This is a genomic window from Pontibacter beigongshangensis, assembly GCF_014332515.1.
Lineage (GTDB): Bacteria > Bacteroidota > Bacteroidia > Cytophagales > Hymenobacteraceae > Pontibacter > Pontibacter beigongshangensis.
Genome location: NZ_VFSD01000011.1, coordinates 129137 through 156135 on the forward strand (window position 1 = coordinate 129137; position 26999 = coordinate 156135).

28 protein-coding genes are annotated in these 26999 nt (G+C 47.5%); 17 read left to right on the forward strand and 11 right to left on the reverse strand.

What is annotated here, in order from left to right; all coding sequences use genetic code 11:
- Window positions 1-9: 9 nt before the first annotated feature.
- From FJM74_RS10815 to FJM74_RS10835, 5 genes are all read left to right on the forward strand, one after another.
- The gene (locus FJM74_RS10815; protein WP_187262612.1) at window positions 10-339 is read left to right on the forward strand and encodes a 2Fe-2S iron-sulfur cluster-binding protein; all 330 of its coding nucleotides are present in this window, start codon (window positions 10-12) and stop codon (window positions 337-339) included.
- 212 nt (window positions 340-551) lie between these two features.
- Complete coding sequence (iscX, locus tag FJM74_RS10820; protein WP_187262613.1) at window positions 552-797, forward strand: Fe-S cluster assembly protein IscX; 246 nt, start codon at window positions 552-554, stop codon at window positions 795-797.
- Between the two features lie 206 nt (window positions 798-1003).
- Window positions 1004-1501 carry a KdsC family phosphatase gene (locus FJM74_RS10825; RefSeq protein ID WP_187262614.1) on the forward strand — a complete coding sequence of 166 codons (498 nt, stop codon included), beginning with the start codon at window positions 1004-1006 and terminating at the stop codon, window positions 1499-1501.
- Window positions 1502-1615: 114 nt separating this feature from the next.
- Window positions 1616-1810, forward strand: coding sequence for a cold-shock protein (locus FJM74_RS10830; protein WP_147922285.1), 195 nt, complete (start codon window positions 1616-1618; stop codon window positions 1808-1810).
- Window positions 1811-1883: 73 nt separating this feature from the next.
- The gene (locus FJM74_RS10835) at window positions 1884-2792 is read left to right on the forward strand and encodes a geranylgeranylglycerol-phosphate geranylgeranyltransferase (RefSeq protein ID WP_317175551.1); all 909 of its coding nucleotides are present in this window, start codon (window positions 1884-1886) and stop codon (window positions 2790-2792) included.
- Between the two features lie 232 nt (window positions 2793-3024).
- Here the strand turns inward: FJM74_RS10835 and FJM74_RS10840 are convergent, their stop codons facing one another.
- Together FJM74_RS10840 and FJM74_RS10845 are read right to left on the reverse strand one after the other, a co-directional pair.
- Window positions 3025-3525 (reverse strand): DUF4442 domain-containing protein, encoded by a 501-nt coding sequence (locus tag FJM74_RS10840; protein ID WP_241739069.1) that lies wholly within the window; start codon window positions 3523-3525, stop codon window positions 3025-3027.
- A gap of 104 nt (window positions 3526-3629) precedes the next feature.
- The gene (locus FJM74_RS10845) at window positions 3630-4064 is read right to left on the reverse strand and encodes a Fur family transcriptional regulator (protein ID WP_187262615.1); all 435 of its coding nucleotides are present in this window, start codon (window positions 4062-4064) and stop codon (window positions 3630-3632) included.
- A 266-nt stretch (window positions 4065-4330) separates the two neighbouring features.
- Here FJM74_RS10845 and FJM74_RS10850 point away from each other — a divergent pair, with 266 nt between their 5' ends.
- The 4 genes from FJM74_RS10850 (at window position 4331) to FJM74_RS10865 (ending at window position 9944) form a co-directional block, all read left to right on the forward strand.
- The gene (locus tag FJM74_RS10850; RefSeq protein ID WP_187262616.1) at window positions 4331-5842 is read left to right on the forward strand and encodes a T9SS type A sorting domain-containing protein; all 1512 of its coding nucleotides are present in this window, start codon (window positions 4331-4333) and stop codon (window positions 5840-5842) included.
- Between the two features lie 309 nt (window positions 5843-6151).
- Window positions 6152-6772 (forward strand): phosphoribosylglycinamide formyltransferase, encoded by a 621-nt coding sequence (purN, locus tag FJM74_RS10855; RefSeq protein ID WP_187262617.1) that lies wholly within the window; start codon window positions 6152-6154, stop codon window positions 6770-6772.
- A gap of 261 nt (window positions 6773-7033) precedes the next feature.
- Window positions 7034-8557 (forward strand): bifunctional phosphoribosylaminoimidazolecarboxamide formyltransferase/IMP cyclohydrolase, encoded by a 1524-nt coding sequence (gene purH / locus FJM74_RS10860; RefSeq protein WP_187262618.1) that lies wholly within the window; start codon window positions 7034-7036, stop codon window positions 8555-8557.
- A gap of 382 nt (window positions 8558-8939) precedes the next feature.
- Window positions 8940-9944, forward strand: a complete 1005-nt coding sequence (locus FJM74_RS10865; RefSeq protein ID WP_187262619.1) for a phytanoyl-CoA dioxygenase family protein — start codon at window positions 8940-8942, stop codon at window positions 9942-9944.
- A gap of 639 nt (window positions 9945-10583) precedes the next feature.
- Here FJM74_RS10865 and FJM74_RS10870 read toward each other — a convergent pair.
- Window positions 10584-10934 carry a hypothetical protein gene (locus FJM74_RS10870; RefSeq protein ID WP_187262620.1) on the reverse strand — a complete coding sequence of 117 codons (351 nt, stop codon included), beginning with the start codon at window positions 10932-10934 and terminating at the stop codon, window positions 10584-10586.
- Between FJM74_RS10870 and FJM74_RS10875 the strand changes: the two genes are divergently transcribed.
- From FJM74_RS10875 to FJM74_RS10900, 6 genes are all read left to right on the forward strand, one after another.
- Complete coding sequence (locus FJM74_RS10875) at window positions 10897-11922, forward strand: rod shape-determining protein (protein ID WP_187262621.1); 1026 nt, start codon at window positions 10897-10899, stop codon at window positions 11920-11922. The two genes, FJM74_RS10870 and FJM74_RS10875, sit on opposite strands and share 38 nt — an antisense overlap.
- A 9-nt stretch (window positions 11923-11931) precedes the next feature.
- On the forward strand, window positions 11932-12798 hold the full coding sequence (gene mreC, locus FJM74_RS10880) for a rod shape-determining protein MreC (RefSeq protein ID WP_187262622.1): 867 nt from the start codon (window positions 11932-11934) through the stop codon (window positions 12796-12798).
- Window positions 12788-13312, forward strand: a complete 525-nt coding sequence (locus FJM74_RS10885) for a hypothetical protein (RefSeq protein WP_187262623.1) — start codon at window positions 12788-12790, stop codon at window positions 13310-13312. Before mreC ends, FJM74_RS10885 begins: the two co-directional genes overlap by 11 nt.
- Window positions 13309-15138 carry a penicillin-binding protein 2 gene (gene mrdA / locus FJM74_RS10890; protein ID WP_187262624.1) on the forward strand — a complete coding sequence of 610 codons (1830 nt, stop codon included), beginning with the start codon at window positions 13309-13311 and terminating at the stop codon, window positions 15136-15138. The genes FJM74_RS10885 and mrdA overlap by 4 nt, the downstream gene beginning before the upstream one ends.
- Before the next feature lie 3 nt (window positions 15139-15141).
- A complete protein-coding gene (rodA, locus tag FJM74_RS10895) occupies window positions 15142-16464 on the forward strand; it encodes a rod shape-determining protein RodA (RefSeq protein ID WP_187262625.1) in 1323 nt (440 codons plus the stop codon).
- 179 nt (window positions 16465-16643) lie between these two features.
- On the forward strand, window positions 16644-16907 hold the full coding sequence (locus FJM74_RS10900; RefSeq protein WP_187262626.1) for a hypothetical protein: 264 nt from the start codon (window positions 16644-16646) through the stop codon (window positions 16905-16907).
- 148 nt (window positions 16908-17055) lie between these two features.
- Here FJM74_RS10900 and FJM74_RS10905 read toward each other — a convergent pair whose 3' ends face one another.
- Together FJM74_RS10905 and FJM74_RS10910 are read right to left on the reverse strand one after the other, a co-directional pair.
- Window positions 17056-17997 carry a YeiH family protein gene (locus FJM74_RS10905; protein WP_187262627.1) on the reverse strand — a complete coding sequence of 314 codons (942 nt, stop codon included), beginning with the start codon at window positions 17995-17997 and terminating at the stop codon, window positions 17056-17058.
- Between the two features lie 77 nt (window positions 17998-18074).
- Window positions 18075-18974: a LysR substrate-binding domain-containing protein gene (locus tag FJM74_RS10910; protein ID WP_194349982.1), complete on the reverse strand. Its 900-nt coding sequence runs from the start codon at window positions 18972-18974 to the stop codon at window positions 18075-18077.
- 614 nt (window positions 18975-19588) lie between these two features.
- Between FJM74_RS10910 and FJM74_RS10915 the strand changes: the two genes are divergently transcribed.
- Together FJM74_RS10915 and FJM74_RS10920 are read left to right on the forward strand one after the other, a co-directional pair.
- Entirely contained in the window at window positions 19589-21052 is a 1464-nt protein-coding gene (locus tag FJM74_RS10915; RefSeq protein ID WP_187262628.1) for an MBOAT family O-acyltransferase, read from the forward strand.
- A gap of 149 nt (window positions 21053-21201) precedes the next feature.
- Window positions 21202-22005: a hypothetical protein gene (locus FJM74_RS10920; RefSeq protein WP_187262629.1), complete on the forward strand. Its 804-nt coding sequence runs from the start codon at window positions 21202-21204 to the stop codon at window positions 22003-22005.
- 116 nt (window positions 22006-22121) lie between these two features.
- On the opposite strand, the gene FJM74_RS10925 is transcribed toward FJM74_RS10920, so the two are convergent.
- The 6 genes from FJM74_RS10925 to FJM74_RS22660 form a co-directional block, all read right to left on the reverse strand.
- Complete coding sequence (locus FJM74_RS10925) at window positions 22122-22709, reverse strand: hypothetical protein (protein WP_187262630.1); 588 nt, start codon at window positions 22707-22709, stop codon at window positions 22122-22124.
- A 312-nt stretch (window positions 22710-23021) separates the two neighbouring features.
- Window positions 23022-23951: a phage/plasmid replication domain-containing protein gene (locus tag FJM74_RS10930; protein ID WP_187262631.1), complete on the reverse strand. Its 930-nt coding sequence runs from the start codon at window positions 23949-23951 to the stop codon at window positions 23022-23024.
- Between the two features lie 35 nt (window positions 23952-23986).
- Window positions 23987-24520 (reverse strand): hypothetical protein, encoded by a 534-nt coding sequence (locus FJM74_RS10935; RefSeq protein WP_187262632.1) that lies wholly within the window; start codon window positions 24518-24520, stop codon window positions 23987-23989.
- The gene (locus tag FJM74_RS10940; RefSeq protein WP_187262633.1) at window positions 24517-24846 is read right to left on the reverse strand and encodes a helix-turn-helix domain-containing protein; all 330 of its coding nucleotides are present in this window, start codon (window positions 24844-24846) and stop codon (window positions 24517-24519) included. The genes FJM74_RS10935 and FJM74_RS10940 overlap by 4 nt, the downstream gene beginning before the upstream one ends.
- 132 nt (window positions 24847-24978) lie before the next feature.
- Complete coding sequence (locus tag FJM74_RS10945; protein WP_187262634.1) at window positions 24979-25905, reverse strand: hypothetical protein; 927 nt, start codon at window positions 25903-25905, stop codon at window positions 24979-24981.
- 2 nt (window positions 25906-25907) lie between these two features.
- On the reverse strand, window positions 25908-26996 hold the full coding sequence (locus FJM74_RS22660) for a tyrosine-type recombinase/integrase (protein ID WP_187262635.1): 1089 nt from the start codon (window positions 26994-26996) through the stop codon (window positions 25908-25910).
- Window positions 26997-26999: the final 3 nt, after the last annotated feature.

The following is a 26999-nucleotide window of genomic DNA, read 5'->3' on the forward strand; positions in this document are numbered from 1 at the left end:
AAATGAAGAATGAAAGTTATCAATATATCTTTTAAGTTTGCTGACGGTGCCCCCGACCAGACACACGCCGCCGTAGAAGGCGAATCGGTGCTGGATGTGGCCCTCAACAACAATATAAAACTGCAGCACAACTGCGGCGGCGTGTGTGGCTGCAGCACCTGCCACGTATATGTAGAGGCCGGCATGGACGACCTGCCCGAAATTACCGACAAGGAAGAAGACTTTATAGACCGCGCCATAGACCCACGCCTAAACTCGCGCCTGGCTTGCCAGTGTGTGGTGCAGGGCAACGAAGACCTGGTAATTACCATACCGGAGCAGGACTTTCTGGGTCACTAAGTACCTGCAAAATCTGCCGTTTGCGAGCCAGATCAGCAGCAGAGGTCTCCGAAGGGCTGTTTTGATTAGAATAATTCCGATAGACAGACTTCTTGCTCCTCTCAAACGGCCCCGGCAGTATTTACACAAAGGTACTTAGCAATCTTTTTGCTTTCTGGTGTAAAAGCATGTTAACTTACGTGGTATAGTACTTAAATAAAATTAAAAATAATATGAATAAGAGCTATGAACCGCCCATGAACTGGTCAGACCATGAAGATATTGCCATGGCCCTGTACGAAAAGTTTGGCGATGATTTTACAGAGTCTAAAATTTACCGCATCCGGTTTACCGACCTCATCGAGTGGGTGCTCGAATTGCCAAACTTCGAAGGAAAGCGCGACGGCGCCAACGAAGGCCACCTGGAGCAGATACAGGCAAAGTGGGTGTACGAGTGGCGCGACAACAACGAGGCCTAGTACTCCTCTGTACGCTTTCCCATAATATATGAAATTAGAGATTTCTCATTATATTTAAAGGTTCTTTCCAGTAAAGGACCTTTATTTTTTTGCTCATATTTTAAGAAATAATAACCGGCTAACCACCACTACACCAGGCAGTAACCAGTGCGTTTGTTATACCCGCTGATCAGAATTTCCTGTTATCTAACATCCAGTCTCCTCCCATGTCTATCACTCAAACAGACCTTACCCGCATCAAAACTTTTGTATTCGACGTAGATGGCGTACTCACCGATGGCTTGCTCTATGCTTTTGCCGACGGAGAGCAGGTGCGCGCCTTCAATATAAAAGACGGTTTTGCCATTAAGCATGCCATCCGGCAAGGCTATAATGTTGCCATTATCTCCGGAAAAAATGAGCCTGGCGTCCGCGTCCGGCTGGAATCGCTCGATATTGAGGATATTTTTCTGGGCATCGACGACAAGGTAGACGTGTTCGAAGACTATATTTATATGCAAGGAATTCACCCGGCCACCGTAGCCTACATGGGCGACGACATGCCGGATCTGGAAGTGATGCAGCGCTGCGGCTTACGCGCCTGCCCAGCCGATGCTGCCGACGATATAAAAGCCATCAGCACCTTTGTCTCGACCAGAGACGGGGGCCGGGGAGCAGTGCGCGAACTGATCGAGAAGATAATGAAGGCGCAGGATGCATGGTAGCTTAGTTATAAATTTTCTTAAGCTAATGCAAATTTTTTTATAATAGCGCTTGCATATATAGTTTTTTATTCTAATTTTACCCGGAATTAATAATTATTAAATTTTATTTTTTTTATGAAAACAGGAAAAGTTAAATTCTTTATTGAATCAAAAGGCTTCGGCTTTATTACAGAAGACGAGACCAACGAAGATTTCTTTGTGCACGTTACCGGATTAAACGGATTGGAAATTCAGCAAAATGACCGTGTTGCTTTCGATACCCAGGAGGGTAAAAAGGGTGTGAATGCCGTAAACATACAGCGGTTATAGAATACTTATACTCATCCGTTTAGAAAAAAGCTCCTTCTGAAAGGGGCTTTTTTTATGAGCGTACAAATAGCTTGTGAGGCAGTGGCGGCTGCTTTACCTTTGCTTCCTCATCATTGATCTTATTCTGAAGGCTGCTTTGAAAGAGTTCCTGAGTCTTATCCGGTTTCCGAACCTTGTCCTGATCATACTTTGTCAGGCACTGGTACAGGCATGCCTGCTGTCGCGCCACATCCAGTGGGGCCGGTTGCTGGAGCCCGGTTTTATTACCCTTACCTTTTCTACTGTTTTTGTGGCGGCTGCCGGCTACATCATCAACGACTACTACGATGTAAAGATAGATGCCATCAACAAGCCAGACCGCCTGGTTATTGGCAAATCGATCAGGCGGCGCCCTGCCATGAGCTGGCACTTTCTGTTCTCCATACTGGGCGTGCTCATGGGCTTCTGGCTGTCGCTGCCGGTAGGGCTCATCAACCTGGGGGCGGTGCTGCTGCTTTGGGGCTATTCCGCCCAGCTCAAAAGAATGATGCTGATTGGCAACCTTGCCATTGCGCTGCTGGGAGCCTCCATGCTACTGGTGGTGGCCGTGTATGCCGATAAGCTGAACAAAGTAACCATTAGCTATGCCGTGTTCGCCTTCCTGATCTCGCTGATCCGGGAGATCATCAAAGACATGGAAGATGTGAAAGGCGATGCCTCCTTCGACTGCCGCACCCTGCCCATCGTAGCGGGCCTGGCCAACACCAAGCTGGTGCTGTACCCGATCATCGGCATTTTTATGGCCTTTATACTCCTGGTCGTTTTCCATCCGGCCACAGGCCCCCTCTTTGAAGGGTACATGCTGCTGCTGGTCTTTGTGCCGGGCATCTGGTTCCTGCTAAAACTGGTGCGGGCAGACCGAAAGCGCGATTTCACGTTTCTCAGCAACCTTGGCAAATTCCTGATGCTGACCGGTATCTTATCGATGCTGCTTGTCAATTAACTATCATGGTTTGCACCACCAGGAGCAACAGAGCCTCCGGAGGGGCAAAATCATTAGAATAATCGGCCTGCGGAGCTTAGCACCAGCTCGTATTCCTTCCTGTGCTCCTCCAATTTTATTTGTAGAAAAGATTACTGCCTGTTTAGCTGCCAGAAAGCATATCGCCTAGAATTTCTAATTTGGCCAGGCACTGCCCCCTCATTCTGCTAGTTGTTAAGTTCTCTTAGGCAGCCTACTGCTTCCCTCTCCTGACTTTAAAAGACCAGGTAAAGCGGAAGCTGGCTACCTGTTCGCCGGCTTCGTCGGTTCCCAGGGCGGTTACGGTAACGGCCCGGCCTTCTCCGGTGGCTTTCGCGCTTGCTACTGCCTGTCTTATCTGTTCGCCCTCGTTGCACACAAACGTAATTTTGCCCACAGCCTTTTTGGTAAAGGAAGCCTCCATGTGCACCAGCAGCATAGAAACGGCTGGTTGCGCCTGATGAATGTGCAGCAGGCAGAGCACTCCTGTAGAGAGTTCCGCAGCCATGCTGAGGCAGGCAAAGTAAATAGACCGGAACGGGTTTTTGTTCAGGTACTTGAACGGAATGGTGGCAGCGGCGCGCTCTGCTGTAACAGCGGCAACACGTACATCGGCCAGATAAGCCATGGGCAGCTTGGTCAGCATAAAGAGGCGCATCTTCATAGGAGAGCTTATCATGCTGATAAATGCCTCCGCTGCTTTTGATTGAGTCATACAGTCAGGTAAAAAAGGCGCTGTGTACCGGTGAAAGGGCGCTCTATGAAGTGGCTCCTGAAAGAGATACGGAATCCTGCTGCAAAAGTGCTGCCGGACAGAGGTCAGTTTTGCGCCGTTGCCTGGCTGCAGGTTTTACAGAGCCCCTCCGCAGAAAAATGCAGTTTATCAGCCTTGTAACCTGCCGGGAGTTGCATTGGCGGAATATGCACCTCGCTTATACAAAAGGTTTGCCCGCAGGCAGTGCAGCTAAAATGAATATGGTTGTCGTAATGCTGGTGCTGGTCACAGGCCTCCTGGCAGAGCGCATATTTTATAGCACCGCTAACATCGTTGATACTGTGCAGCAGCCCCTTCTCTTTAAAGGCATACAGGGTCCGGTAAATAGTTACCCTGTCGTAGCGGTCGTTCAGGGTCTGCTCAATGTCGGCGTGCGCCAGGGCGTGCTCGTTCGTCAGGAATAAATGCAGGATATCCAGGCGGCAGCTTGTTTTACGAAGTCCGTATGCTTTTATCAGTTCCTGCGCTTGCTTTGTCATGTTTTTTCGGGTCCGGCAGTGCAAATATACGAGCATTCAGGGAGGCTTAAAAAGCCTTTGTGCATTCTGTCTGAGAAAGTTGCGAAAACAGGCAAATTTTTGAAATAAAATTATTGCACTTCTTTCATACTGATACTAAAAACGCTCGTATAGGAGGATTGTTATATTCAGGATGATTCCTCCGAAAATTCCTTTCCCCGCCGGATTTTAGACTTTCCTGGATATTGGACTAAAATATGTTTAAGCTTTTATTAAATCTAAATCGAATGATGACAAATGTACGCCCCTTTTATCTGCCTGCTTTGCTGGTGCTGCTCCTGCTGGTAGGCTTTGTTCCGGACATAACAGCTCAAAGTGTTTCCAGCACGCTTAAAGACAGAAGTTTCAATGTGCGCGAGCAGGTTGAATTTGATGTGGTAACCACACAAGGCACAGCACCCGCCAATACCAACGTAAGGCTGCGATTTACCCTGCAAGGCGATAATGCCACGGTGCTGGGGTCCAAAATACAGATGCAATACCTGGAAGGCAGCAACTGGGTCAACCTTCCGTTTGTAAACGGCGTGGCCACCTTTGGCCCCGAAGCCGGATTTCCGCTGGCCGATGCCACCAGAAAGTTCAGAGCCACTTTTGAGGCGGCCGGTAACCTTGGCTACCGGATCGACATTGTGCCGGCAGCAGGAGGCAACCCACTGGCCGGCGTAACCGAGATATTTAATGTGAATGCAATCTCTTCGCCAACTGTTAACACCTCTCTTGATGAGTACGCTCCCGGCGAGATCACCTCAGGCCGCAACAGAGAATATCGCCTCTACTATTCAGCCGGCGACAGAACCGCTGACCTGGTGTATGTAAAATATGTGTTTGCAAATGCCGAGCAGCGCGATAAGGTGCGTCTGTTTGCTGCTCCAAGCGAAGAAGAACCGGTAGAGTTTATAGAACTTACCAAAGATGAGGAAGGCAGCTTCCTGTACTGGCCAGAAGGCGGCTTCCCGCTTACAGGCACATCTGCCAGCCAGGCCTCTATGCTTATGCGTGTAAACTTCTCTGAGGCAGGCACCTATGCTTACCAGGTGCAGCTGGTGCACACCAATGGCGTGGTAGTAGCTTTTGTTGACGAAACCGTAACCATTTCAGCAGGCGCTACTATTGCGAGCTCCCTGCACAACAAGGTAAATGTAGTACGAGCCACCGCAACAGATTTCAGCGTAGCCATTACACAAGGCGGAGAGCCGGTTGGCCCGGTGCGTATCAAGTTCACACTTGCTGATCCGGAGCAGGCATCGGCAGTAACCCTGCAGGCCGAAACGGCCACTGCAGGCGAATATGCTCCCCTTACTTCGCAGGATGGCGCCTTATGGTATGGCCCAGAGACCGGTTTTGCGCTGGCAGATGCCAGCTACAACTTCAGAGTTGCGTTTGCTGAGCCTGGCACCTACAACTACACCATAGAGCTGGTAAAAATGACGAGCAACCGGGTGGTGGCAGAATCAGACGAAAAAGTGGAAGTGGTAACAGTAGCCAGCGCTAAAGACAAAATCGAGAACAGCCGGATTGTGGCCTACCCTACCATCTCGAACGGGACTGTAAGAGTAGATCTTGGCCATGTGCGCGAGGCGCAAATTTCGGTAGTTGATATCCTGGGCAAAACCGTGATGACCATTGAGCGCGCCTCCGGGTCTGCCGAAATAAACACGCAGCCACTCGCCAAGGGCACTTACTTCATCAGGGTCTTGAAAGGCCGCGAGGTAGCCGTAAGCCGGTTTATCGTAAAATAATTTTTGTGTTTTAATGAAAAGGGCCGGGACTATTCCGGCCTTTTTTATTTCCGGGCAGCGGTCATGCGTTTCGCCAAATTCGACATCAGAAACTCAAAATCAGAAATTTTCACCGGTCTGCTGCCTGCTAACAATAGAAGCATTTTCATCTGGTTTATCATTAAGGACGCTGCAGAAATGGTCTTGACAACCTGAGCCAGGCAGCCGGTATGTCTCTAACGCTTCAATTTTCCGGCTCTTCGGCTTTTCAAATCTCCTAAACTTAAAAGATAAACACTATCTTTGCGCCAAAATCCACGATTAAAACCCTTGGCACAACCAGATAAAAAAAATATAGTTATTTTGGCTTCGGGCTCAGGTAGCAACGCACAGCGCCTGATGGAGTACTTCGAGCACCACAGCACGATACGTGTGGCCGCTCTATTCTCTAACAACCCGAATGCGTATGCCCTGAAAAGAGCCGAGACATTTAATGTCCCGGCTCTTTTGTTTACCAGAGATGAATTTGTTAACACCGACAAAGTACTGCAGCAGCTCCGGCAGTTTAAGCCAGACCTGATCGTGCTGGCAGGCTTCCTGTGGCTTGTGCCGCAGCACATTGTGCAGGCCTTCCCGAACAAGATCGTGAACATACACCCGGCCCTGTTGCCCAGTTACGGTGGCAAAGGCATGCACGGCATACATGTGCACACAGCGGTGGTTCAGGCCAAAGAGCCGGAGTCTGGCATCTCGATCCACTTCGTGAACGAGGAGTACGACAAAGGCGACCTGGTGCGCCAGTTCCGTTGTCCGGTGCTGCCCCACGACACCCCCGAGGAACTGGCAGCCCGCGTACTACAGCTGGAGCACGAGCACCTGCCCAAAGTAGTGGAAGAACTGCTGCTGGCTGATGGCAGAAAAGAAACAGGCAGCGCTGGCACCTCTGCTTAAAGATTACGCTCGTTTATAAGATTGCTAACTGGTTGATCTGGAGATGTGAAGATTTGATGATGAGCTGTGCTGATTGGCCATGAATTGTCAGAGCAGCTTCTAAAGAGCAGGCACTTTTAAGTCTTAACTTTTAACTTGATTGAACGTCCAGCATCTTTAAAGAGCAGCAGCAAAGCCTCCGGAGGGGCAAAACCATTAGAATAATTCACTCATCACGCCTCAATCAAAATTAAAAACAAGGCACATAACATATCCGACTATATGGAGACTACCAAAATTAAATCAGCACTTATCTCAGTGTATTACAAAGACCGTCTGGAGCCGCTTGTAGAGCTGCTCAAAGCCAACGGTGTAACCATCTACTCTACCGGCGGCACCCAAACCTTCTTAGAGGAACAAGGTGCTAACGTGGTAGCTGTAGAAGATTTAACAGCCTACCCTTCTATTTTCGGAGGTCGTGTAAAAACGCTTCACCCCAAAGTGTTCGGAGGCATTCTGCACCGCCGCGACAACGACTCCGACCTGGCCGAGCGCGAGAAGTTCGAGATCCCGCCTATTGATTTGGTGGTGGTAGACCTGTACCCATTCGAGGAAACAGTGGCATCGGGAGCAGCTGAGGCTGATGTAATTGAGAAGATCGACATTGGCGGGATTTCCCTGATCCGGGCGGCCGCCAAAAACTTTAAAGATGTGCTCATCGTGTCGTCACGCGACCAGTACGACGAGGTGGTAGAATTGCTGCAATCGAAAGATGGCGCTACTACGCTCGAAGACCGCAAGCGCTTTGCCGCCAAAGCCTTCGACATTTCGTCGCACTACGACACCCATATTTTTAACTACCTGAACCAGGAGGGGCAGGAGCAGGTGTTTAAGCAGAGCATGCGCCAGGCTACCCCGCTGCGCTACGGTGAGAACCCGCACCAGCAGGGCACTTTCTTCGGCAAGCTAGAGGACCTGTTTGAGCAACTCAACGGCAAGCAGCTTTCTTACAACAACCTCGTGGACGTAGACGCTGCCGTAGCCTTAGGAGCTGAGTTCGAAGAACCTGCCGTGGCTATACTCAAGCACACCAACGCCTGCGGTTGCGCCACTGCCGACACGATAAAAGAAGCCTACCTGCTGGCTCTCTCTTCTGACCCGGTTTCAGCGTTTGGCGGCGTGATCATCGCGAACAGGCCCATAGACCTGGGCACTGCCGAAGAACTGAACCAGCTGTTCTTTGAAGTGCTGATTGCGCCCGAATTTGAGGCTGAGGCGCTGGAACTGCTCCGCTCCAAGAAAAACCGCATCCTGCTGAAGCAAAAGCCGGTAGAGCTTTCTAAAAAGCAGTTTAAAACGCTCCTGAACGGGGTAATTGAGCAGGACAAAGACCTGAAAACCGAAACAGAGGCCGACTTCACGACTGTTACCAAGCGTGAGCCGACAGCCGAAGAGAAAAAGGCCCTTGTGTTTGCCGCCAAAGTGTGCAAGCACACCAAGTCGAACACTATTGTGCTGGCTACCGACAAAATGATGTTCAGCAGCGGCGTGGGCCAGACCTCCAGGGTAGATGCCCTGCGTCAGGCCATCGAAAAAGCGAAGAGCTTCAACTTTGATATAAGCAAAACCGTGATGGCGTCTGATGCCTTCTTCCCTTTCCCGGATTGTGTGGAAATAGCTGACCAGGCAGGCATTAAAGCCGTAGTACAGCCAGGCGGCTCTATCAAAGACAAAGATTCTATAGCCTATTGCGATGCCCACGACATGGCCATGGTCATGACCGGCGTGCGCCATTTCAAACACTAAGGAAGGACACCAGACGTCAGACATAAGACTTTTTCCCTTTTGCGGGAGGTAAAAAAAGTCCTGTATTGAATTCTGCGAAGTTTTGTTGAAGCTTATTCTGTTCTTTTACTTGATTTTCAGAATCAGAAAGCCCTTCTGTAGCCCCTCCCGCTTCTGCTGTCGGGAGGGGCTATTTTTTTGCTGCCATCAAGCCTGCCTCATCTCACACCCATTCTTCCTGAAGCTGTTAAAACAACTTCAGCCACTCCTAAATGAAAAACCGGCAAGCAGACTTCTGAAAAAACCATCTGAACTTATTCTTCCCATTTCTAATTTTGAATTTGCCACAGTTCCTTCGCAGATAATGCTGTATATTGAGAGCTGATTTCAAATTAGCATACCAATGGGATTTCTGGACAAGTATACCGGCAAGCTGCGCTCTTACAAAGCCGTGTATGTGCTGCACAACCTGATCAACTACAAAAAACTGCGGCACAACAAGCTCCTATACCGCCGGTTCCACCTCGACAAATCCATTTTCGGCCCTATCTCCAGCAGGCAGCTGGCCCAACTCCCACCACAGCCGGCCCCCTGGCTCGACCAGCCAACGGCCGTGCAGGAACTGCAGCAGAACAAGCAGTTACAGACTTTTCCGGAGAGCATACAGCAGCAGCTCAAGGCCTGGCCGGAGCAGGGTTACCTGGTGCTGGAGAGTTTTATTAAAGATGACATCGTAGCCACCATCAACAGCGAGATAGACCGGCTGCTGCAGCAACACGAGGTGGGTTTTAACTACACCAACAAAAAGATCATGTTCGCCTTTAAGCACTCCAAGGCGCTGAAAAAGGTGCTTTATACGCCGGAGCTGCTCCAGGTGCTGCAGTTTATCCTGGGCAGGCAGGTCATCCCGTTCCAGACCATCAACTTCCTGAAGGGCAGCGAGCAGAAAGCTCACTCCGACTCTATCCATATGACCACTTACCCGCTGGGCAACCTGCTGGCCGCCTGGATTGCCCTGGAAGATACCACCCTGGAGAACGGAGCCCTCTTTTACTACCCCGGCAGCCACACCCTCCCCTATGTGCTGAGCAAAGACTTCGACAGCGGCTCCACCACCTTCCGCATCGGCGACAATGCCTACAAAAAGTATGAGGAAAAGATAGAGCAGGTGATACAGGAGCAGCAGTTGCAGAAAAAGAACTTCTTCGCCAAAAAAGGCGATGTGTTTATCTGGCACGCCAACCTGCTGCACGGTGGCAACCCGGTGCTGAACCCGGAGCTCACGCGCAAGAGCATGGTTATCCACTACTACGCCAAGGACGTGATCTGCTATCACGACATCACCCAGCGCCCCGCCCACTTCGACACCTACCCCAAAGCCGAGGTGCGGCTGTATGATGAGGATTAGTCTACCTGAACCTTGCTTTAAGAATTCACTTGATTCTGATTTATTCGAGTGAATAACATATTTTGGGGTATTGCTATCGTAATACATCTATACCACCATTCTTAGCTGCTGCTCGCTGCGAGGACCTCTTACTTTTATGTTACATAGGTAAGGCACTGAGCGCTCACGGCTGGGGAAGGGGCCCTATATAAGCGAGGCCTCGTCTCTGGCCATCGGCGCTGTGTTCGCTCCTGCCAGGGGTGCAGGGCCGCTTTTTGACTCGCTAACGCTCAGGCTGCCTGCGGCACCGGACCTTTCAAATAGAGGGCCCCTTTCCCCGGCGCCTCAAGCCAGAGACTGGGATTTTTCAGATAGCCAGCTCTGATGCCGGGCAATGGTAAGCAAAACTAATGTTTGCTATAGAGTATACCCCAAAATATGTTATTCACTCAAATTATTCTAATGAAAATAGCCCTTTAGGGCTTTTGCTGCTGCTGCTGCTGCTCATTAAAGGACACAGGACACAGGACATAAGACCCAGGACATTCTGAGAGAGTTAAAAGTTGATAGCTTTTAGAATCTGCTCTGACAATTCATTTCCAATTAACACAGCTCATCTTCAAATTTTCAAATTTTCACATCTCCAAATCAACTATTTAACTAGCAGCAATTAACCACCAAATTATTCCAATCAAAAAGCCCCTCCAACTGGTGCTGCGGTTGCTGCTGCACAGCAGATAGCCTTTCCCGGCCTAGTCTGAAATAGAATTTTTCAGGGAAAAGGAGTCTTTCTGAAGCAATAGCATTGCCTCCTGCGGCAAATACGGAGGATAAATAATTAATAAATAAGTCCCAAAGGTAATGTTGGTTATTAATTCCGCTTAAATTCACTAATTTTGCCGCAAGTTTTTGTTTACGAACATCGTATCTTTTATATATAACAGAGGTATCTGCATGCCTGCACTTCTTTAAGATGGGACTATTTAATTTTCTGACTAGTGATATAGCCATAGATCTGGGTACGGCCAATACCCTGATCATACATAACGATAAAATTGTAGTTGACGAACCTTCGATCATCGCTGTGGACCGCACCAGCGGCAAAGTAATTGCCATTGGCCGGAACGCGATGCAGATGCACGAAAAAACGCACGAGAACATCCGCACCATCCGTCCGCTGAAAGATGGGGTAATCGCCGACTTTCATGCGGCAGAAGAGATGATCCGGGGCATGATCAAGATGATCGATACGGGTCGCCGCCTGTTTCAGCCTTCGCACCGCATGGTAATTTGCATTCCTTCGGGCATTACCGAGGTAGAAAAGCGGGCCGTGCGCGACTCTGCCCAGCACGCCGGCGCCAAAGAAGTGTGGATGATCCAGGAGCCAATGGCTGCCGCCATAGGGATCGGCATCGATGTGGAGCAGCCCATCGGCTCCATGATCGTGGACATTGGCGGCGGCACCACCGAGATTGCCGTCATCGCCCTGTCGGGTATTGTGTGCGACCAGTCTATACGCGTAGCCGGCGATGTGTTCACCAAAGACATTCTGGACTATATGCGCCGCCAGCACAACCTGCTGATCGGGGAGCGCTCGGCCGAGAAGATTAAAATTGAAGTGGGCGCCGCCCTCACCGAAATAGAGAACCCGCCCGCCGACTACGAGATCCGTGGCCGCGACCTGATGACAGGCATTCCGAAAGTGATCAAGGTGACCTACCAGGAGATCGCTATTGCCCTCGACAAGTCTGTCTCCAAAATTGAGGAAGCGGTACTGAAGGCGCTGGAGATCGCCCCGCCGGAGCTGTCGGCCGACATTTACGACAACGGCATCCACCTGACAGGCGGGGGTGCCTTGCTGCGTGGCCTCGACAAGCGCCTGGCCGTTAAAACTAAACTTCCTATTCATATTGCCGAAGACCCGCTCAGGGCGGTAGTAAGAGGCACGGGAGCAGCCATTAAGGATATCGACGGCTTTAAAAACGTACTGCTGACATAACAGGCGCACATGCGGAATCTCTTTGCTTTTATATATCGGTTCCGTGCGTTCCTGTTGTTCGTGTTGCTGGAGATCCTTTGCGTGTACATGGTTGTGCGCTACAACACTTACCAGGGAGCCGCATTCTTTAACTCCGCCAGCACCTATGTAGGCCGTGTACTGGAGGTGCAGAGCAGCGTGACAGACTATTTCAGGCTGGCCACCATCAACAGCATGCTGGCCCGCGATAACGCAGCTATGCGCGAAGAGCTGCTCCGGCAAAAGCTGGCAGAACAGGTCGATAGCACGGCCGAGCTCTCCGGCATGCTCTATGCCGCCTCCGACAGCGCCATGGCTTACCCATATATCCTGCATGCCAGCCGGGTAATCAACAACTCCATCAGGCGCACGAACAACTACCTTACGCTATCTATAGGAAGTGCCGACGGCATAAAACCCGGCATGGGCGTAATTGCTGCTAACGGGGTGGTAGGGCGCATCAAAACAGTGTCGGAGCATTATGCCACCGTCACGTCTTTGCTACACTCCCAGATGCTCATCTCGGCCAAGATCAAAAAAGATAACACCATGGGCACCATTAAATGGACCGGGGGAGACTACCGGAAGGCGATGCTCGACTACATACCGCTGCACATTAAGCCTGTGGTTGGCGACACGATTGTAACCAGTGGCTTTGCTACGGTGTTTCCGGAAGGCATTGTGGTAGGCACAATCAGTGCCGTGGAGCAGGAACCGGATCGGAGTTTCTATACGATCGAGGTAGAGCTATCGGTTGATTTTGCGCAGCTGTCTTATGTGTATGTAGTGGAGAGCCCGCTTCGTGAGGAACGGGAAAATTTGGAAAATAATGCAGGCATACTTCCCCATGACCAGTAAGTTCGGACTCACACATATCGTTCAGTATATTCTGTTTGTGGCCCTGCAGGTGCTCCTCATGGATAGCCTGGTGCTATACAGCACGGCTTTCTGCTTTATTTATGTGGCTTTCCTGCTTTTCCTGCCCATTTACACCAACCGCACCTGGATTTTGCTGCTTGGCTTTGCCGTAGGCTTTTCGGTCGATATTTTCTACGACACCATGGGCATACACGCCGGGGCCAGTGTGCTGCTGGCGTATTTAAGAGCTCCCGTTTTGAACCTTCTGACGCCACGCGATGGTTATGACACCAACGACACCGTGAACATACACCTGATGGGATGGCGCTGGTTTTTGGCCTACGCCTTTATTCTGATCCTGATTCACCATACCTTTGTTTTTTTTATGGAGGTATTCACCTTGCGGGAGGCGTGGTTCACATTAGTTAAAATAATAACAAGCACGCTCTATACCACAGTAGGCATGTTAATTATTCAACTTCTTTTCTTCTCGGTAAAGAGAGCGAATAGATGAATTATTTGGAAAACAGAAAGTACGTTATAAAGACTATCTTCCTGATTGTAGGCATCGTCTTCGCCATCAGGTTGTTTTACATACAGGTGGTGGACAGCAGCTACAAACAGGCGGCCGAGACAAATGCCATCAAGACCATTATCCAATACCCTTTCCGGGGCCTTATCTATGACCGGGACGGGAAACTGCTGGTGCAGAACACCCCCGTGTACGACCTGATGGTGGTGCCCAAAGAAGCAAAGCAACTAGACACGCTGCGCCTCTGCCAGTTGCTTAACATGCCGCTGGAAGATGCCCGCGATCGCCTGCAAAAGGCCAGAGCCTACTCCTGGGTAAAACCCTCTATTTTTTTCCAGAAGCTAAGCACCCAGGATTTTGCCCAAATCCAGGATAACCTGATCGATTTCCCGGGTTTTTACATCAATGCCCGCACTATGCGCGGTTACCCGCACCAGAGCTTAGCACACGCACTGGGCTATATTGCCGAGATCAGCCCCAAACAGCTGGCCGACACCTCCTACCGGGGCTACCGCCCAGGCGACTACATAGGCAAGAGCGGCATAGAGCTGGAATACGAGAAGTACCTGATGGGTAAGCGTGGGGTAAAGTATAAAATGGTAAATGTGCGCGGCATCGAGAAAGGCTCCTTTAAGGATGGCGCCTACGATACACTGGCCATTGCCGGGCAGAACCTGGTGAGCACCATAGACCTGGACCTGCAGGCCTACGGAGAGCACCTGATGAACGGCGCCAAGGGCAGTATTGTGGCTATAGAGCCCGCTACCGGCGAAATACTGGCCTACGTCTCCGCACCGTATTACGACCCCAACCTGCTGACGGGGAAAGAGTATGGCGCCAACTACATGGCCTTGCTGAGCGACAAGGACAAGACCATGTTCAACCGCCCGATCATGGCCGACCAGAACCCGCCCGGCTCCATCTTTAAGCTCACGCAGGCGCTTATTGCACTCGAAGAAGGCGTAATCAACCCCAAAACGCAGTATGCCTGTATCAGATCGTTGGTTAACTGCCACAATCACCCTTCGCCGCTGGATTTGTATGGGGCCATACAGCACTCCTGTAACCCGTACTTTTACCAGGCTTACCGGGCACTTATAAACCAGGGCAAATCTAAAAACACCTTCCGCGACACCTCTATCGGGCTGGCCGAATGGCGGGAGCAGGTGCTGAGTTTCGGTTTTGGCAAGAAACTGGGCATCGATTTGCCAAACGAAAAAACGGGCATCATTGCCTCACCGGCCCTGTATGACAGGGTATACGGCCAGAATCGCTGGAAATACTCTACCATTTACTCCTTGAGCATAGGCCAGGGAGAGCTGGGGGTAACGCCACTGCAAATGGCAAACTTTATGGCGACCATCGCCAACAGGGGCTACTACATAGACCCACATATTATCAGAGCTGTTGGAGACGACGGCAAACCACTGCCCGAGTACCAAAAGAAAAACTACACGACTGTGGATGCCCGCCATTTCGACCCGATCATTGAAGGCATGGCAGCGGTGGTGCAGTCAGGTACGGCCCGCAGAGCCAACCTGCAGAAAGTAGGCATTACGGTTTGCGGGAAAACGGGCACGGCACAAAACCCGCAGGGGGCTGACCATGCCGTGTTCGTGGCCTTCGCCCCAAAAGAAGACCCTAAAATTGCCATTGTGGTGTATGTGGAACACGGGAAGTGGGGAGGCCAGTCGGCCGCTCCCATAGCCGGCCTGATGATAGAGAAGTACCTGACAGACACCGTGACCATGAAAGAGCAGGAGAAATGGGTGCTGAGCCGGGAATACATGAACATCAAATCGAAATAGGCCATGGGTGTTGAGACGAGAGCATCAAAATATCAGGTTGTTACTCCCAGCAGCAAGCGCACCTCGCGCCGCATTACCAGCAACCTCGACTGGCTGACCATATTGCTGTACCTGCTGCTCGTGGGCCTGGGCTGGATGAACATCTATGCCGCCGTGTACAGCCCAGACAATATCGTGAACATCTTCAGCTTCGATATCAACTCAGGCAAACAGCTGGTCTGGATCGGGACCTCGGTGCTGCTCATCATTATTCTGCTGGTGGTTGACTATAAAATTTACGAGCACCTGGCCTACCCTATTTATGGCTTCGTGATCCTGCTGCTGCTCTTTACACTGGCGGTGGCTAACCCGATAGCCGGCTCCAGGTCGTGGCTCGACCTGGGGGGAGGCGTGCGCCTGCAGCCGGCCGAGCTGGCCAAGTTTGCCACCGCCCTGGCGGCCTCCAGGTTCCTGAGCAGTGCCAGCCTACGGCAACAGCAGTTCAAAGACCACATGATCCTGGCCGCTATTACCCTGGTACCACCGGCTATTATTGTGCTTCAGAACGAAACAGGCTCTGCGCTTGTGTTTGCTGCTTTTGTGCTGGCCTATTTCCGTGAGGGCATGTCGCCGCTGATTCTGATTATCGGGGGAGCCGCCGCTTTTATCTTTATCATGACGCTGCTGGTGCCCAAGCTGTACCTCATTATAGGCATAACGGCCGTGATGGCCCTGGCCACCTGGCTGGACTACCGCCTGCTAAAGCGGTTTAAAACCATGATCGCCCTGCTGCTGCTGATTGTGGGGATGATCTTTAGCGTAGACTATTTCGTGAACGACATCCTGCAGCCGCACCAGCAGAACCGCATCAAGGCCCTTATTAACCCGGAGGCAGACCCGCTGGGCTATGGTTGGAACGTAACACAGTCTAAAATTGCCATTGGCTCCGGTGGCTTTTGGGGCAAAGGCTTCCTGGAAGGAACGCAGACCAAATTCGACTTCGTGCCGGAGCAAAGTACCGACTTTATTTTCTGCACCATTGGCGAGGAGCACGGCTGGATAGGCAGCACCCTCCTGATCGCGCTGTTCATGCTGCTGCTCATCCGCATCGTTACCATTGCCGAGCGGCAGAAGTCCATTTTCGGGCGCACCTATGGCTACTGTGTGGCCTCCATTATCTTTTTTCACTTTCTGGTGAACGTGGGCATGACTATCGGCCTGGCTCCGGTCGTAGGCATTCCGCTTCCCTTCTTCAGCTACGGCGGTTCCTCGCTCTGGTCCTTCACCATCCTGCTCTTTATCCTGCTGGCCATCGATGCGAATAAGACGCAGGAGCTGGTGAGGTAGCGACAGCAGCAACATCAGCAGCGTACAACAGGTCTAAAGGAGCATTTTCATTAGAATAATTTATTTGTGCGATAGAGAGCCTTTCTGACTTTGCCCCTTTGTCTTCCTGGAAGGATCTTGTGGGCGAGAGGCAACAACAGAAGCTTGTTGTCTGAGTTAGCATAGTCTCTGATACAGCTGTGACAGCAGAGGCTTTTTATTTCATTGCCGGTGTCTTTGTTCTTTTTGTCTTGATACAAAAAGAACCAAAAAATCAAGACGATTTTGAACTCGCTGAACGCTCAAACAAAAAATCGTCACTTTCTGCACTTGGCAACTTTATCTGCCTCGTAGCTACCCGCCGCAATACATTCATTGTGGGCTGCTACCGCACAACTTGGGTTAAAATAATTTCTAAATCACAGATTAACCGGATTTCACCGATTAAATTTAAAATCATTTAAATACTGAAAATCCTCTAATCCTGAAAATCATGATTCAGACAAACCAGCAGCAGGAGCATCAGCAATTCATTAACACTCCGGAGGGCCTTTCCCATTAGAATAATCACTCCTCAAAAGCGACTCTTCACTCTTAACTTTAAACTTTTAACTATAGCAGGAGTATCCCCCACAAGGAGACGGCTGCCACCAGCACCCAGAGCGTGAGGCCCAGGAGCAGAGGACGCCAGCCTGCGGATTTTATCTTTTCAAGAGACAAGCCAGCTCCCACTAAAAACAACGTAATTGTTAACCCCGCTTCTGAAACCATGGCTACCGGCCGGCCAAGCTCTGCGGCCACTGGCAGGTAGCCGTGCAGGAGCATGGCAAGCACAAACAACCCGATAAACCACGGCAACTCCACCTTTTGGTTACCCACCCGAAAGGCAAAAGAAGAAACAAAGGCAACTGGCACAATCCATAAGGCACGGACAAGCTTAACGGTAGTAGCCACCTCCAAAGCTTCTGCTCCAAAGGCGCTGGCGGCCCCTATTACCGAACTTGTATCGTGTATGGCTATGGCGCTCCACAAGCCAAACTGAAACTGGCTGAGCTGCAGGTAGTGGCCCAGCACCGGGAAAATGAGAAGGGCCACGGCGTTCAGCAGAAAAACAGTGCCTAGCGAAACCGACATTTCCTTTTCGTTGACCCGCAGCACCGGCGCCAGCGCCGCAATGGCGCTCCCGCCACAGATAGCAGTACCAGAAGCGATCAGATGCGACACTTTAGGCCCCAGATGCAGCAGTTTCCCGATAGCAGCTCCCAGCAAAAGGGTTATCAGCACTGAAAGCAATGTAATTCCGAGTCCCTGCTTAGCGGCAGCCAGAGCCCCAGCCGCATTTATCCCAAAGCCCAGCCCTACCACCGATGCCTTCAGCAGCCAGTTGATAACCTTTTGGTTATGGCGCTCAAACGGGTGGCCCAGCAGAACCGAAAAGCAGAAGCCAAGCACCAGCGCCACCGGAGCACACACCGCCGGGCTGAGACATAGCAGCAAAGCCGCTGCAAAAGTAAGCCTGTGCACTATCTCCGGACATCCTGCTAAACGCTTCATGGCTTTGTGTGATATATAAACTCTACAAAGCTCCTGCTTTGGCAGCACCTTTCCCAATCACATTACCTCATGCGGTATTACTTTAAGTTATATTGTGTTACGCAAAAGCGTTTAAAAATCTGGATTAATCTGGAAGCTTGCCCATGCAGGGTGATAAATTGGAAGGAGCGGTAGATATCAATTCCTTTGATATCGATAATACTCAATTTGTTCTGCTGCAGTTCCTCTTCAATGGAGTGGATAGACAGGAAGGCGGCACAGTCGGCATGGAGCAGGTACTGTTTAATGCTTTCGGTGCTGTCTAGCTGTATTTCTATGAGCAGGTCTTTGGGGTGAATGCCCGCTTTGGAGAGTTCATTGTAAATAACATCAAGCGTGCCGGAGCCGTGTTCCCGCAAGATGAGCGGCAGGGTGAGCAGGTGCTCCGGCTTGATCTCATTTTTTCTGGCGAGCCTGCCATTGGAGCGGGTTACGAGCACAATCTCGTCTTTCACGAAAGGCTCGTACATGATCTGCGGGTGGTGCGAAATACCTTCCACAATGGCGATATCGATCTCCTCGTGTATCAGCTGGTGCTCTATCTGCTCGCTGTTTCCGGTAGTAAAGGTAAAGTGAATGGCAGGGTGGGCCGATTTGAAACGCGCCAGAATCCGGGGCAGCACGTACTGCGCCAGCGTGGTACTGGCCCCGATGTGAATGTTGCCGCCGGAGGTATTCGTCAGCTGCACCAGGTCGTTTTCCAGAGTTGCATAGATTTGAAAAATCTTTTGGGCATGCTCCAGCAAAATTTGTCCGGCAGGGGTAATGGAGATACTGTTGCCCTGCCGCTTAAACAGGCCTACCCCCAACTGCTGCTCCAACTCGTTGATATGCTTGGTTACGGCAGGCTGTGTTATGAACAGCTCGTTGGCAGCTTTGGTGAAGCTGAGTTTGCGGGCAACGGTGTAAAACACTTTCAGTCGGAAGTCGAAGATCATGGTGCAAGATAAGCAGCAGAATTGACGTGGCGTAAAAAGTGCAGTAGTATGTATAGAGCCAGGGGAGATTTCAGATAAAAGTTGATCAGCAGCAGGTGCTGCAAAGTAACCGAAGGGGCTTTTTGAGTAGAAAAGTGACGATATGGCGCCTACTGACGTAAGAAGTTTGCGTTATAAATAAGGCCCTGTAAATATTTGATTTACAGGGCCTTATTTATAAATTCTGTACCAGGAGCGGGTATGCAACAATACATATAATGCATTAAAAATCAAATACTTGTCAAGGCTTTTAAAACAACAAGTAACAAACTGGTAACAAAAACGCATAAAGTAACAGAAAATACTGCTTTTTATTTCCTCTATTAATATGCTTGAATATCAAGTTTTACCTAATCCCTCCATTTCAATTTTATCAAACTTGGCGTTTAGGCGCTCGTGTTCCTGCTTTGATAAAGGTATGCACATAGAGCTTTGATAAAACTAAAGTGCATTTGCCACATCTTCAGATTTGGGTTATCTACCCGCCACAAGATAAATTTTTCTTCTTTAGATCAAGGTGCTTTGATTTCAAATATTATTACCTCAGATTTGCGGTTTCTTTATTGTTTTATCCTATGCTCTTCAACTCTTTCGAGTTCCTTGTCTTCTTCCCGACAGTTGTTCTGCTTTACTTCCTGCTTCCCCACCGGTTCAGATGGCTGATGCTGCTGATTGCCAGCTACACCTTTTACATGTTCTGGCGCGTGGATTATGCCCTGCTGCTGGTGATCTCCACCTTCCTGGACTACTTTTGCAGCAACATGATGGATCGGTACGAGGAGAAGGAGAAAAAGAAACCGTGGCTCTGGTTCAGCCTCATCACCAACCTGGGGATTCTGTTCCTCTTCAAGTACTACAACTTTTTCAACACGGCTGCCAGGGATCTGGCACAGGTGTTGGACGTTCCCTATGCCGCCCCGGCCTTTGAGCTACTTCTGCCCATGGGTATCTCCTTCTACACCTTCCAGACCATGAGCTACTCGATTGATGTGTACTATGGCAGGATCAAGGCAGAGAAGCACTTTGGCATCTTTGCCCTCTTCGTTACCTTTTTCCCTCAGCTTGTGGCCGGGCCGATTGAAAGGGCCGGCAATCTTCTGTCTCAACTCAGGGAAAGGCACGAGTTCAACTACCAGCGTGCGACGGATGGCCTCAAGCTCATGGCCTGGGGCCTGTTCAAGAAGGTGGTCATCGCAGACCGGCTGGCCGTGATGGTCAACCAGGTGTACAACAACCCGACGGACTATGAGGGCATCCCCCTTATCATCGCCACCGTGTTCTTCGCCTTCCAGATCTACTGCGACTTCTCTGGCTACTCGGACATTGCCATCGGGGCGGCCCAGGTGATGGGCTTCCGGCTCATGGAGAACTTCCGCAGGCCTTACTTCTCCAAGTCTATCCGTGAGTTCTGGGGCCGCTGGCACATCTCCCTCTCCACCTGGTTCCGTGATTACCTCTATATTCCCCTTGGTGGTAACCGGGTGCTGAAGTGGCGCTGGTACTATAACCTTTTTATCGTGTTCCTGGTGAGCGGGGTATGGCACGGGGCCAACTGGACGTTTATCGTGTGGGGTGCCCTGCACGGCTTCTACCAGGTCTTCGGCCTTATGACCGCTAAAAAAAGAGATATGTTGGTGCAAAGGCTAGGTCTCAACAGACATGAAGGCTTCTACAGGTGCCTACAAGTGGGCACCACTTTCTCACTGGTGTGCCTGGCCTGGGTTTTCTTTAGGGCCAATAGCATCTCGGACGCTTGGTATATAATAAATCACTTTAATTTCAATAATTACCAAATCTATAAAGTAGTGAGAAACTCTGTTCTATATCTTGGATTACCACAATGGAAATTTATACTTACATGCATCGGTATTTTATTCCTCCTAATTGTAGAGTTCAAAACTAGGCATAAGCCTACACCAGCAACTTCTTTGAATACCTATCCTATTATAATCCGCTGGGCTAGTTTTTATATGTTCTTATTACTAATCCTAGTTTTTGGATATTTTGAAACTAATGTATTTATCTATTTCCAGTTTTAACTATGCTTTCTTCCTCTTTTATAAAGCCACTATTTTTTTTAATCATATTCTATTTCTTAGGAACAGCCTTTGATTATATTCTAGAGTTCGGAGTGAGTAACTCCTCCTATTCACAAGTAGGAAAAGTAAATCTAATTTTTCGCAAGAAGGTGGATACCGATTTGATTATTTTTGGTTCATCTGTAGCTGAAGTAGGTTTCAATACTCCAGTATTAGATCAAGAATTGAGTCTATCTACATTTAATGGAGCTCTTGATGGAACAAGATTTCAGCAATATAAGTGTTTAGTAAAAGAAATAAATACTTACAGTGAAAACATTAAATATGTTGTATTTGGAGTAACATATTTTGATTTTATGAAAACAACACAGCTAACAGAACCAATTCGATTCTATCCTCATCTAAGAAACGAGAATGTTTTCAAGGCACTCTACGAGATTGATTCTAATCTAACACTTAAAATGAAGTATGTTCCTTTTTATGGCTATACTCAATATACACATGTATATTATCAAAACGCTGCAAAAGGCTTCCTAAATTACTTGACACAAAATGCAGGTATTACTATAGACTCGTTAAAAGGTTTTGTACCTCATGATACAAAATGGAATGTTGACACAACCAAAGCGATAGATTTTGCAGAAATTACACATTCACATGAGCTTTTAGAAGATTTCAGGCTGATTAAGGAAGAGTTAAACAAAAACGGGCGAAAAGTAATAGTAGTATTTATGCCTATGCACATTTCAGGGCAAAGAAGATTTACAAACTTAGATGATATCATACAAAAGGCAAGTTCTCTTGCCGACTCTGGACTATTCTTTGACTATTCAAAGTCAACTATATGTGATAGCACAGAATTCTTTTATAATCAAAATCATTTAAATAAAAGAGGAGCGACAATTTTCACAAAGCGCTTTGCAAAAGAAATAAAAAGTAAAATCGAGATTTAAGTTGATAGAAAGAATTGAGTAGTAAAACAATATCATATCTCAATAATTAATCTTATAATCCTTTAACATATTAATCATTACGCTTAGCTTATATAGTAAGAAATAAATATGGTTCACTAATAAAGGGCTAGCAACTCTGTCCGTGTAATTCTTACATTCTCAGTCTGCTTTATCTTCTGCATCAGCTTCAAATACTTCTTAGTTGGCTTGCCTGCATAGTGGCTTTTAAAATGCTTTTGGTATAGCTGCTCATAGAGCTTATCTGTTCCATATATCTTATCAAACAGAGTATTTAGTTTTCTGGCTTTATGGCTGTAGGTCTGCGATTCATACATACAGCCTGTATAGGCTTCACGGTGCAGGAACCGTTCACCTACAGAATAGAGCTTTCTGCACCGTTTGCCGGTATGAGGGCAAAGAAAATACCACACCACCCCTTTACCAATGTTAGAGGGTACAGAAACTAAACCTACTGTATAATTTACTGGCTTATCTCTGTGCTTGTAATCCAGTTCTAGGTAAGGGCCATCGGTGCGGGTGTTTACTCTAATACTTATACTGCCTGTTTCTCTGCCGTTGGTGCTCCAGCTTAAAGTACCTGCTTTATACTGATCTGGCTTTAAGTAGCCCCACTCTCTGAGCTTCATTATAGAAACGGCTATTACATTATCATACAAGGTCGGGAATGTTGGAAATTTTGCCATTTTGCAGGAGTTTTTGCTGAAAATTATAACCTAAATCTTTAGGGAACTTTGGCAGTCTTTCACTGTTTTTTCACTGTTATTGTTCCCCCTTTTCTTTTTTATTGGCTGCAGGTAAAAATCTTTAACATGCGGTATTAGGTTTTACAGGCAGGACTTAAGCAGATGCCCCCCTGCCATAAAAAAACTTTCACCATTGCACGCACACACAAGGGCTTACCATGCGGTATAGCTTTAGGAGCAGGAAAAGTAACTAACCTCCCCCCTATACATGAGCAAATGTTAAGTTCTGCTAAGTTGTTAGCTGCTTTTGCCTTACCTATAGCTTTGCTTTGCTCTGGCTACTTTCTTATTTAGCTCCTGAAGCAGCTCAGGCGTTTCTGTGTAAATGCTGCTACTAGACAGCTGCTTAAGTGTCTTTTTAAGGTTTGAATAGTAGGCAGCATGTTTAAAGGTGTTTTGCTCTCTTAGTACCTCCACATGATGCAGGATTGCCTCTAAGCCTTTTTCCTGTATTGCTAAACCTAGTAGCTGCTTTAAATAATCATCAGGGGTGTTTATCTTTCTGGTATCCATATTTAACAATCCTTTCTTTTCTATTACACTATACTCTCTATACCAACGGTCATACATGCCCATATAAAAGCTTTCATCTGTCAGGGTGTCGGGTGTTATGGCTGCCTGATTAAACTGCTTTGGCAGGCGTTGCATATAGCATACCTCATACCTTAGCAGGTGTTTACCCTGATACACTTCAGGTATAGCCACTCCTGTACTTTTACATTCTGCAACTTTGTTGTAAAACTTCTTACTCCTGAGCTTATTCTGATAGCTTATACTCTTTGGCTGTGTAAGGCGGTTATAGTAGCTGCTTTGCCCCAAATAAGGATAGTACAGCTCTGGCTTATATTGGGTTATCAGGTTCAGTCCAAAATCTACCCTTGATACATTGGCTTTCTGTATAGGCAGGTGCAATGTATCGGCCATCATTTCAAATGCCCGCTTACAGTCTCCTCTGTTCAGAGTGTGCAGATTAGTACCAGCATAAAACTTAGGTAAACTACCTGTTATGCTTATACCATACCCTGATACACATACTCTTAAATTACCTGCATTGCCTGTAACATAAGTTTGCCCGCTGTGCTCCTTATAGGTTTCTGATAGGTTGGTAAGGTAGGGCAGGCAGTCTACTAATTTACTGCCTGCCTGCTCCTGGCTTATGAATAGCTTAGTAGTATCATACATTGCTTTTGATAAAATCTATCAATGTGTACCACTTACTATAAAGCACTTTCATAATTATAGAAAGGCTTTGCCTGTGCTCTCAGGCTTTGCAGTTCCTTATCTAAATGCCCATCTATCAAATTAGGATAATAGGCCGTTACCAGGTTCCTGCCATTAATGAAAACAAGTACTTCAACCCGGGTAAGGTCTGCATTGGCTATAAACAGGTAGCAATCATTCCTGAAAGGGAACAGCGGGTTTGGCTCTCTGTTGCTCAGTAGCCTGTTAGCATTAGGATAGCCATAGCCATATTCAGGAAAATCTGTATCCTCAAAGTAGATGCTGGAAAGATTTAACTTACCGTTAGATAGCGCCCATTCTGACAACCGCTTGCTATTTGCCTTTATAAACTCTCTGGCAGGTAGCTTGTATAGGTACATTTGCCCTTTGTTATTAACAAAATCCTTCAAACCAGTATAGCCTGTAGGATTAGCAAAAGCGGTGCAATCTAAACGGCTTTTTGCTTTTATACCATGCTTAGCCTTTATATCATCAGGTAGGCATTCAAACAAATAATAGGTTGCTATCATCTTACACCTCCCATCTTTTTGAGTGTGATGTAAGTCTGTGCCTGCTCCTCTAAATCGGCCTGATCTAAGGGCTTTGTAGGATTCCTTTGCAGCCATTGGTCTACCTCAGCCTTATTAAAGTAGATGTGCTTACCCTGTGGCTTAAAATGAGGTATACCCGCTGTAGATGTTAGCTTATACAGGTAGCTCTTAGATAAGCCTGTATAGCTTGCCGCCTCATCAAAATTCAATACAATCTTTTGGCTAAGGAGCAATGTTTCTATGTTCCTTTGCCTCTCATCAATCCGCTGTAAATATTCAGCTATGGTACTTTCTCTTTTTTCCATTACTACTAATTTTAAAAGTTAGTGAAATGGATAGCTATCCTATGTCTGTTATAACATTACAAACATAAGCAAGCAAAGAAAGTAACTTGTTCTAACTGTTCTAATGGAACAAAATAAGAACTCTGGAACTCTTTATAATTTAGATTTGATCTTGAAAATGGGGATATGGTGAAATTTATCCCTATAAATATCGCCTTTTGCCAGTTCTCCAGGCTGGAAATTCCTTGATGTTAAATCTGTTCCAAACTCAGTGTTAAAAGCATTAGCTATTTGATTCGCTGAAAGGACAAGTTTTAGATATCCCTTCTTTTTTAACTCAGAACATAAAGCTTGTAAAGTCCTGCCTTTAGGTTCTTCTAACCATTGGCCTGTATCTGAAATGTATTCTGAAATAGTATTTAAAATAATATCTGCCTGTTCTTTATCTATAAATAAATCTTTCCAAGTATAGTTTACATGACTACTCATCAACTCTTCTACAATTTTAGGCATACTCTCAGAGTTAATTTTCAAGCCTGGTTCACTATTCTTAGATTCTTGCTGCCCTTTAAACCAAACAAGCCATTTGTAGAAGTTAGACCTTAAAATATATCTAAAAGGAGCTTTTTGTTCTTTCTCAAATTCTATCCCTGCATCATCAAGATCTGTAGTGAAATGAAAAACAAAAATTTCCATTTGTTTACTATCAACCGTTGCTGATAAGTAGGTGTCTACTTCTGATTTTGTTAGCTCAAATCTACCATCATATCCAGTATTTAGTGCACTTGTAATTATTTCCTCATGTTCAGACCTTATTGTGTCTAGGATATGCTTATAACCACTAATATTATAGTCTAAGAATTCCTCTTTTAATAGACTTTCATTATACTCTTCTAAAAAATTGCGTTTTAAGGCATCAAAAGCTATATCCAGATAATATAAAAAGGCTTTATGCTGCTGTGTTGCAATTTTCCCAAAGTCTTCCTCACTAATTTCTTTCTTAAGGAACAATGAAATAAGGTTAAAAGGCTCTATTTTTCCATTTGCCCAATCCTGATAGGTATACTTTGCTATATCCATATCTAGAAATTCAAGTCCGGTAAAGCGTTTACAGCCTGTGTCTTTCTCTCATCTGCTATGCTGAGGTACTTCTGAGTGTGCTGTATAGAAGTGTGCCCTAAGAGCTTAGAAAGGGTTTTAATGTCATAACCTAAGAGTAGGATATTGGTAGCAAAGGAATGGCGGGCACTGTGCCATGTTATGCGCTTATCTATGCCCGCCCGCTTTACCCAATTCTTTATAGTTTTGGCTGAGCCTTCAAAAGAGGGTAAAGGAAATACAAGGTCTTTGCCATTACCCCGCTCCCCTATAAGGGCTATGGCATTCTTATTGAGACTAAGGCGGTTTACCTCCTGTGTCTTATTCTGCTTAATGGCAAGCTCAGTACCGCTTATATCCTGCCATTGCAGGGCTTTTATATCTCCAAACCTTAAACCGGTATTGCAGGAAAATAGAAAGGCTCTTTTTATTACCTCGTTGCCACATGAGGTTTTGTAAAGCAGGCTTACCTCCTCCAGGCTCAGCACACCTTTATTCATGCCCCCGCCTTTGAACTTCAGGTTTTCAGGCAGCGGGCTTTTGGAAAACAGATTTTCCCTAATGGCATGCTTTACTACTTTCTTAAAGCGGTTATAGTAGGTCTGTGGGCCTTCACCTGTTAGCTTTGCCTCTAGGTAATCTTTGTAGCCTAGAATCAGGTTTTGGGTAAGATCTTTACAGGATAGCTTTTCTTTGCCGTGTGCCTCCTTCAGGTAGGTTTTAAATTTGTTCAGGCTGGCAGACAGAACCCTGTTATCAGCTTTGGTGTAGGTCGTGATGTAAGCCTGATAGAACTTTATAAAATCGGTTGAGCTTAGGCTCTTTGATTGCAGGTCAAAATTTCCCAGCAGTACCTCCTCTGTTCTTTTGGCCTTTATCCTTTGTGCAAGTTCTAAAGTAGCCTGATTAGACTGTTTGTCTAAGGCTGTTTTAGGCTTATCCATTAAATAGAGCTTTAAAAACTCATACTGCCTTTCCCCTGCATTGTAGTAATCCAGGTACAGGCTCAGGTTTCCATTAGTCAGCTTTTTCTCTCTAAGCCTTACAGGTTCTTTTGTGGCTTTCTTTTTCACTTG

Excerpts from the sequence above, each read along its gene's own strand:
- FJM74_RS10815 (WP_187262612.1), top strand. The coding sequence starts at position 10 with ATGAAAGTTATCAATATATCTTTTAAGTTTGCTGACGGTGCCCCCGAC.
- iscX (WP_187262613.1), top strand. The coding sequence starts at position 552 with ATGAATAAGAGCTATGAACCGCCCATGAACTGGTCAGACCATGAAGAT.
- FJM74_RS10825 (WP_187262614.1), top strand. The coding sequence starts at position 1,004 with ATGTCTATCACTCAAACAGACCTTACCCGCATCAAAACTTTTGTATTC.
- FJM74_RS10830 (WP_147922285.1), top strand. The coding sequence starts at position 1,616 with ATGAAAACAGGAAAAGTTAAATTCTTTATTGAATCAAAAGGCTTCGGC.
- FJM74_RS10840 (WP_241739069.1), bottom strand. The coding sequence starts at position 3,525 with ATGACTCAATCAAAAGCAGCGGAGGCATTTATCAGCATGATAAGCTCT.
- FJM74_RS10845 (WP_187262615.1), bottom strand. The coding sequence starts at position 4,064 with ATGACAAAGCAAGCGCAGGAACTGATAAAAGCATACGGACTTCGTAAA.
- FJM74_RS10850 (WP_187262616.1), top strand. The coding sequence starts at position 4,331 with ATGATGACAAATGTACGCCCCTTTTATCTGCCTGCTTTGCTGGTGCTG.
- purH (WP_187262618.1), top strand. The coding sequence starts at position 7,034 with ATGGAGACTACCAAAATTAAATCAGCACTTATCTCAGTGTATTACAAA.
- FJM74_RS10865 (WP_187262619.1), top strand. The coding sequence starts at position 8,940 with ATGGGATTTCTGGACAAGTATACCGGCAAGCTGCGCTCTTACAAAGCC.
- FJM74_RS10875 (WP_187262621.1), top strand. The coding sequence starts at position 10,897 with ATGGGACTATTTAATTTTCTGACTAGTGATATAGCCATAGATCTGGGT.
- FJM74_RS10870 (WP_187262620.1), bottom strand. The coding sequence starts at position 10,934 with ATGGCTATATCACTAGTCAGAAAATTAAATAGTCCCATCTTAAAGAAG.
- mreC (WP_187262622.1), top strand. The coding sequence starts at position 11,932 with ATGCGGAATCTCTTTGCTTTTATATATCGGTTCCGTGCGTTCCTGTTG.
- FJM74_RS10885 (WP_187262623.1), top strand. The coding sequence starts at position 12,788 with ATGACCAGTAAGTTCGGACTCACACATATCGTTCAGTATATTCTGTTT.
- mrdA (WP_187262624.1), top strand. The coding sequence starts at position 13,309 with ATGAATTATTTGGAAAACAGAAAGTACGTTATAAAGACTATCTTCCTG.
- rodA (WP_187262625.1), top strand. The coding sequence starts at position 15,142 with ATGGGTGTTGAGACGAGAGCATCAAAATATCAGGTTGTTACTCCCAGC.
- FJM74_RS10905 (WP_187262627.1), bottom strand. The coding sequence starts at position 17,997 with ATGAAGCGTTTAGCAGGATGTCCGGAGATAGTGCACAGGCTTACTTTT.
- FJM74_RS10910 (WP_194349982.1), bottom strand. The coding sequence starts at position 18,974 with ATGATCTTCGACTTCCGACTGAAAGTGTTTTACACCGTTGCCCGCAAA.
- FJM74_RS10915 (WP_187262628.1), top strand. The coding sequence starts at position 19,589 with ATGCTCTTCAACTCTTTCGAGTTCCTTGTCTTCTTCCCGACAGTTGTT.
- FJM74_RS10925 (WP_187262630.1), bottom strand. The coding sequence starts at position 22,709 with ATGGCAAAATTTCCAACATTCCCGACCTTGTATGATAATGTAATAGCC.
- FJM74_RS10930 (WP_187262631.1), bottom strand. The coding sequence starts at position 23,951 with ATGTATGATACTACTAAGCTATTCATAAGCCAGGAGCAGGCAGGCAGT.
- FJM74_RS10935 (WP_187262632.1), bottom strand. The coding sequence starts at position 24,520 with ATGATAGCAACCTATTATTTGTTTGAATGCCTACCTGATGATATAAAG.
- FJM74_RS10940 (WP_187262633.1), bottom strand. The coding sequence starts at position 24,846 with ATGGAAAAAAGAGAAAGTACCATAGCTGAATATTTACAGCGGATTGAT.
- FJM74_RS10945 (WP_187262634.1), bottom strand. The coding sequence starts at position 25,905 with ATGGATATAGCAAAGTATACCTATCAGGATTGGGCAAATGGAAAAATA.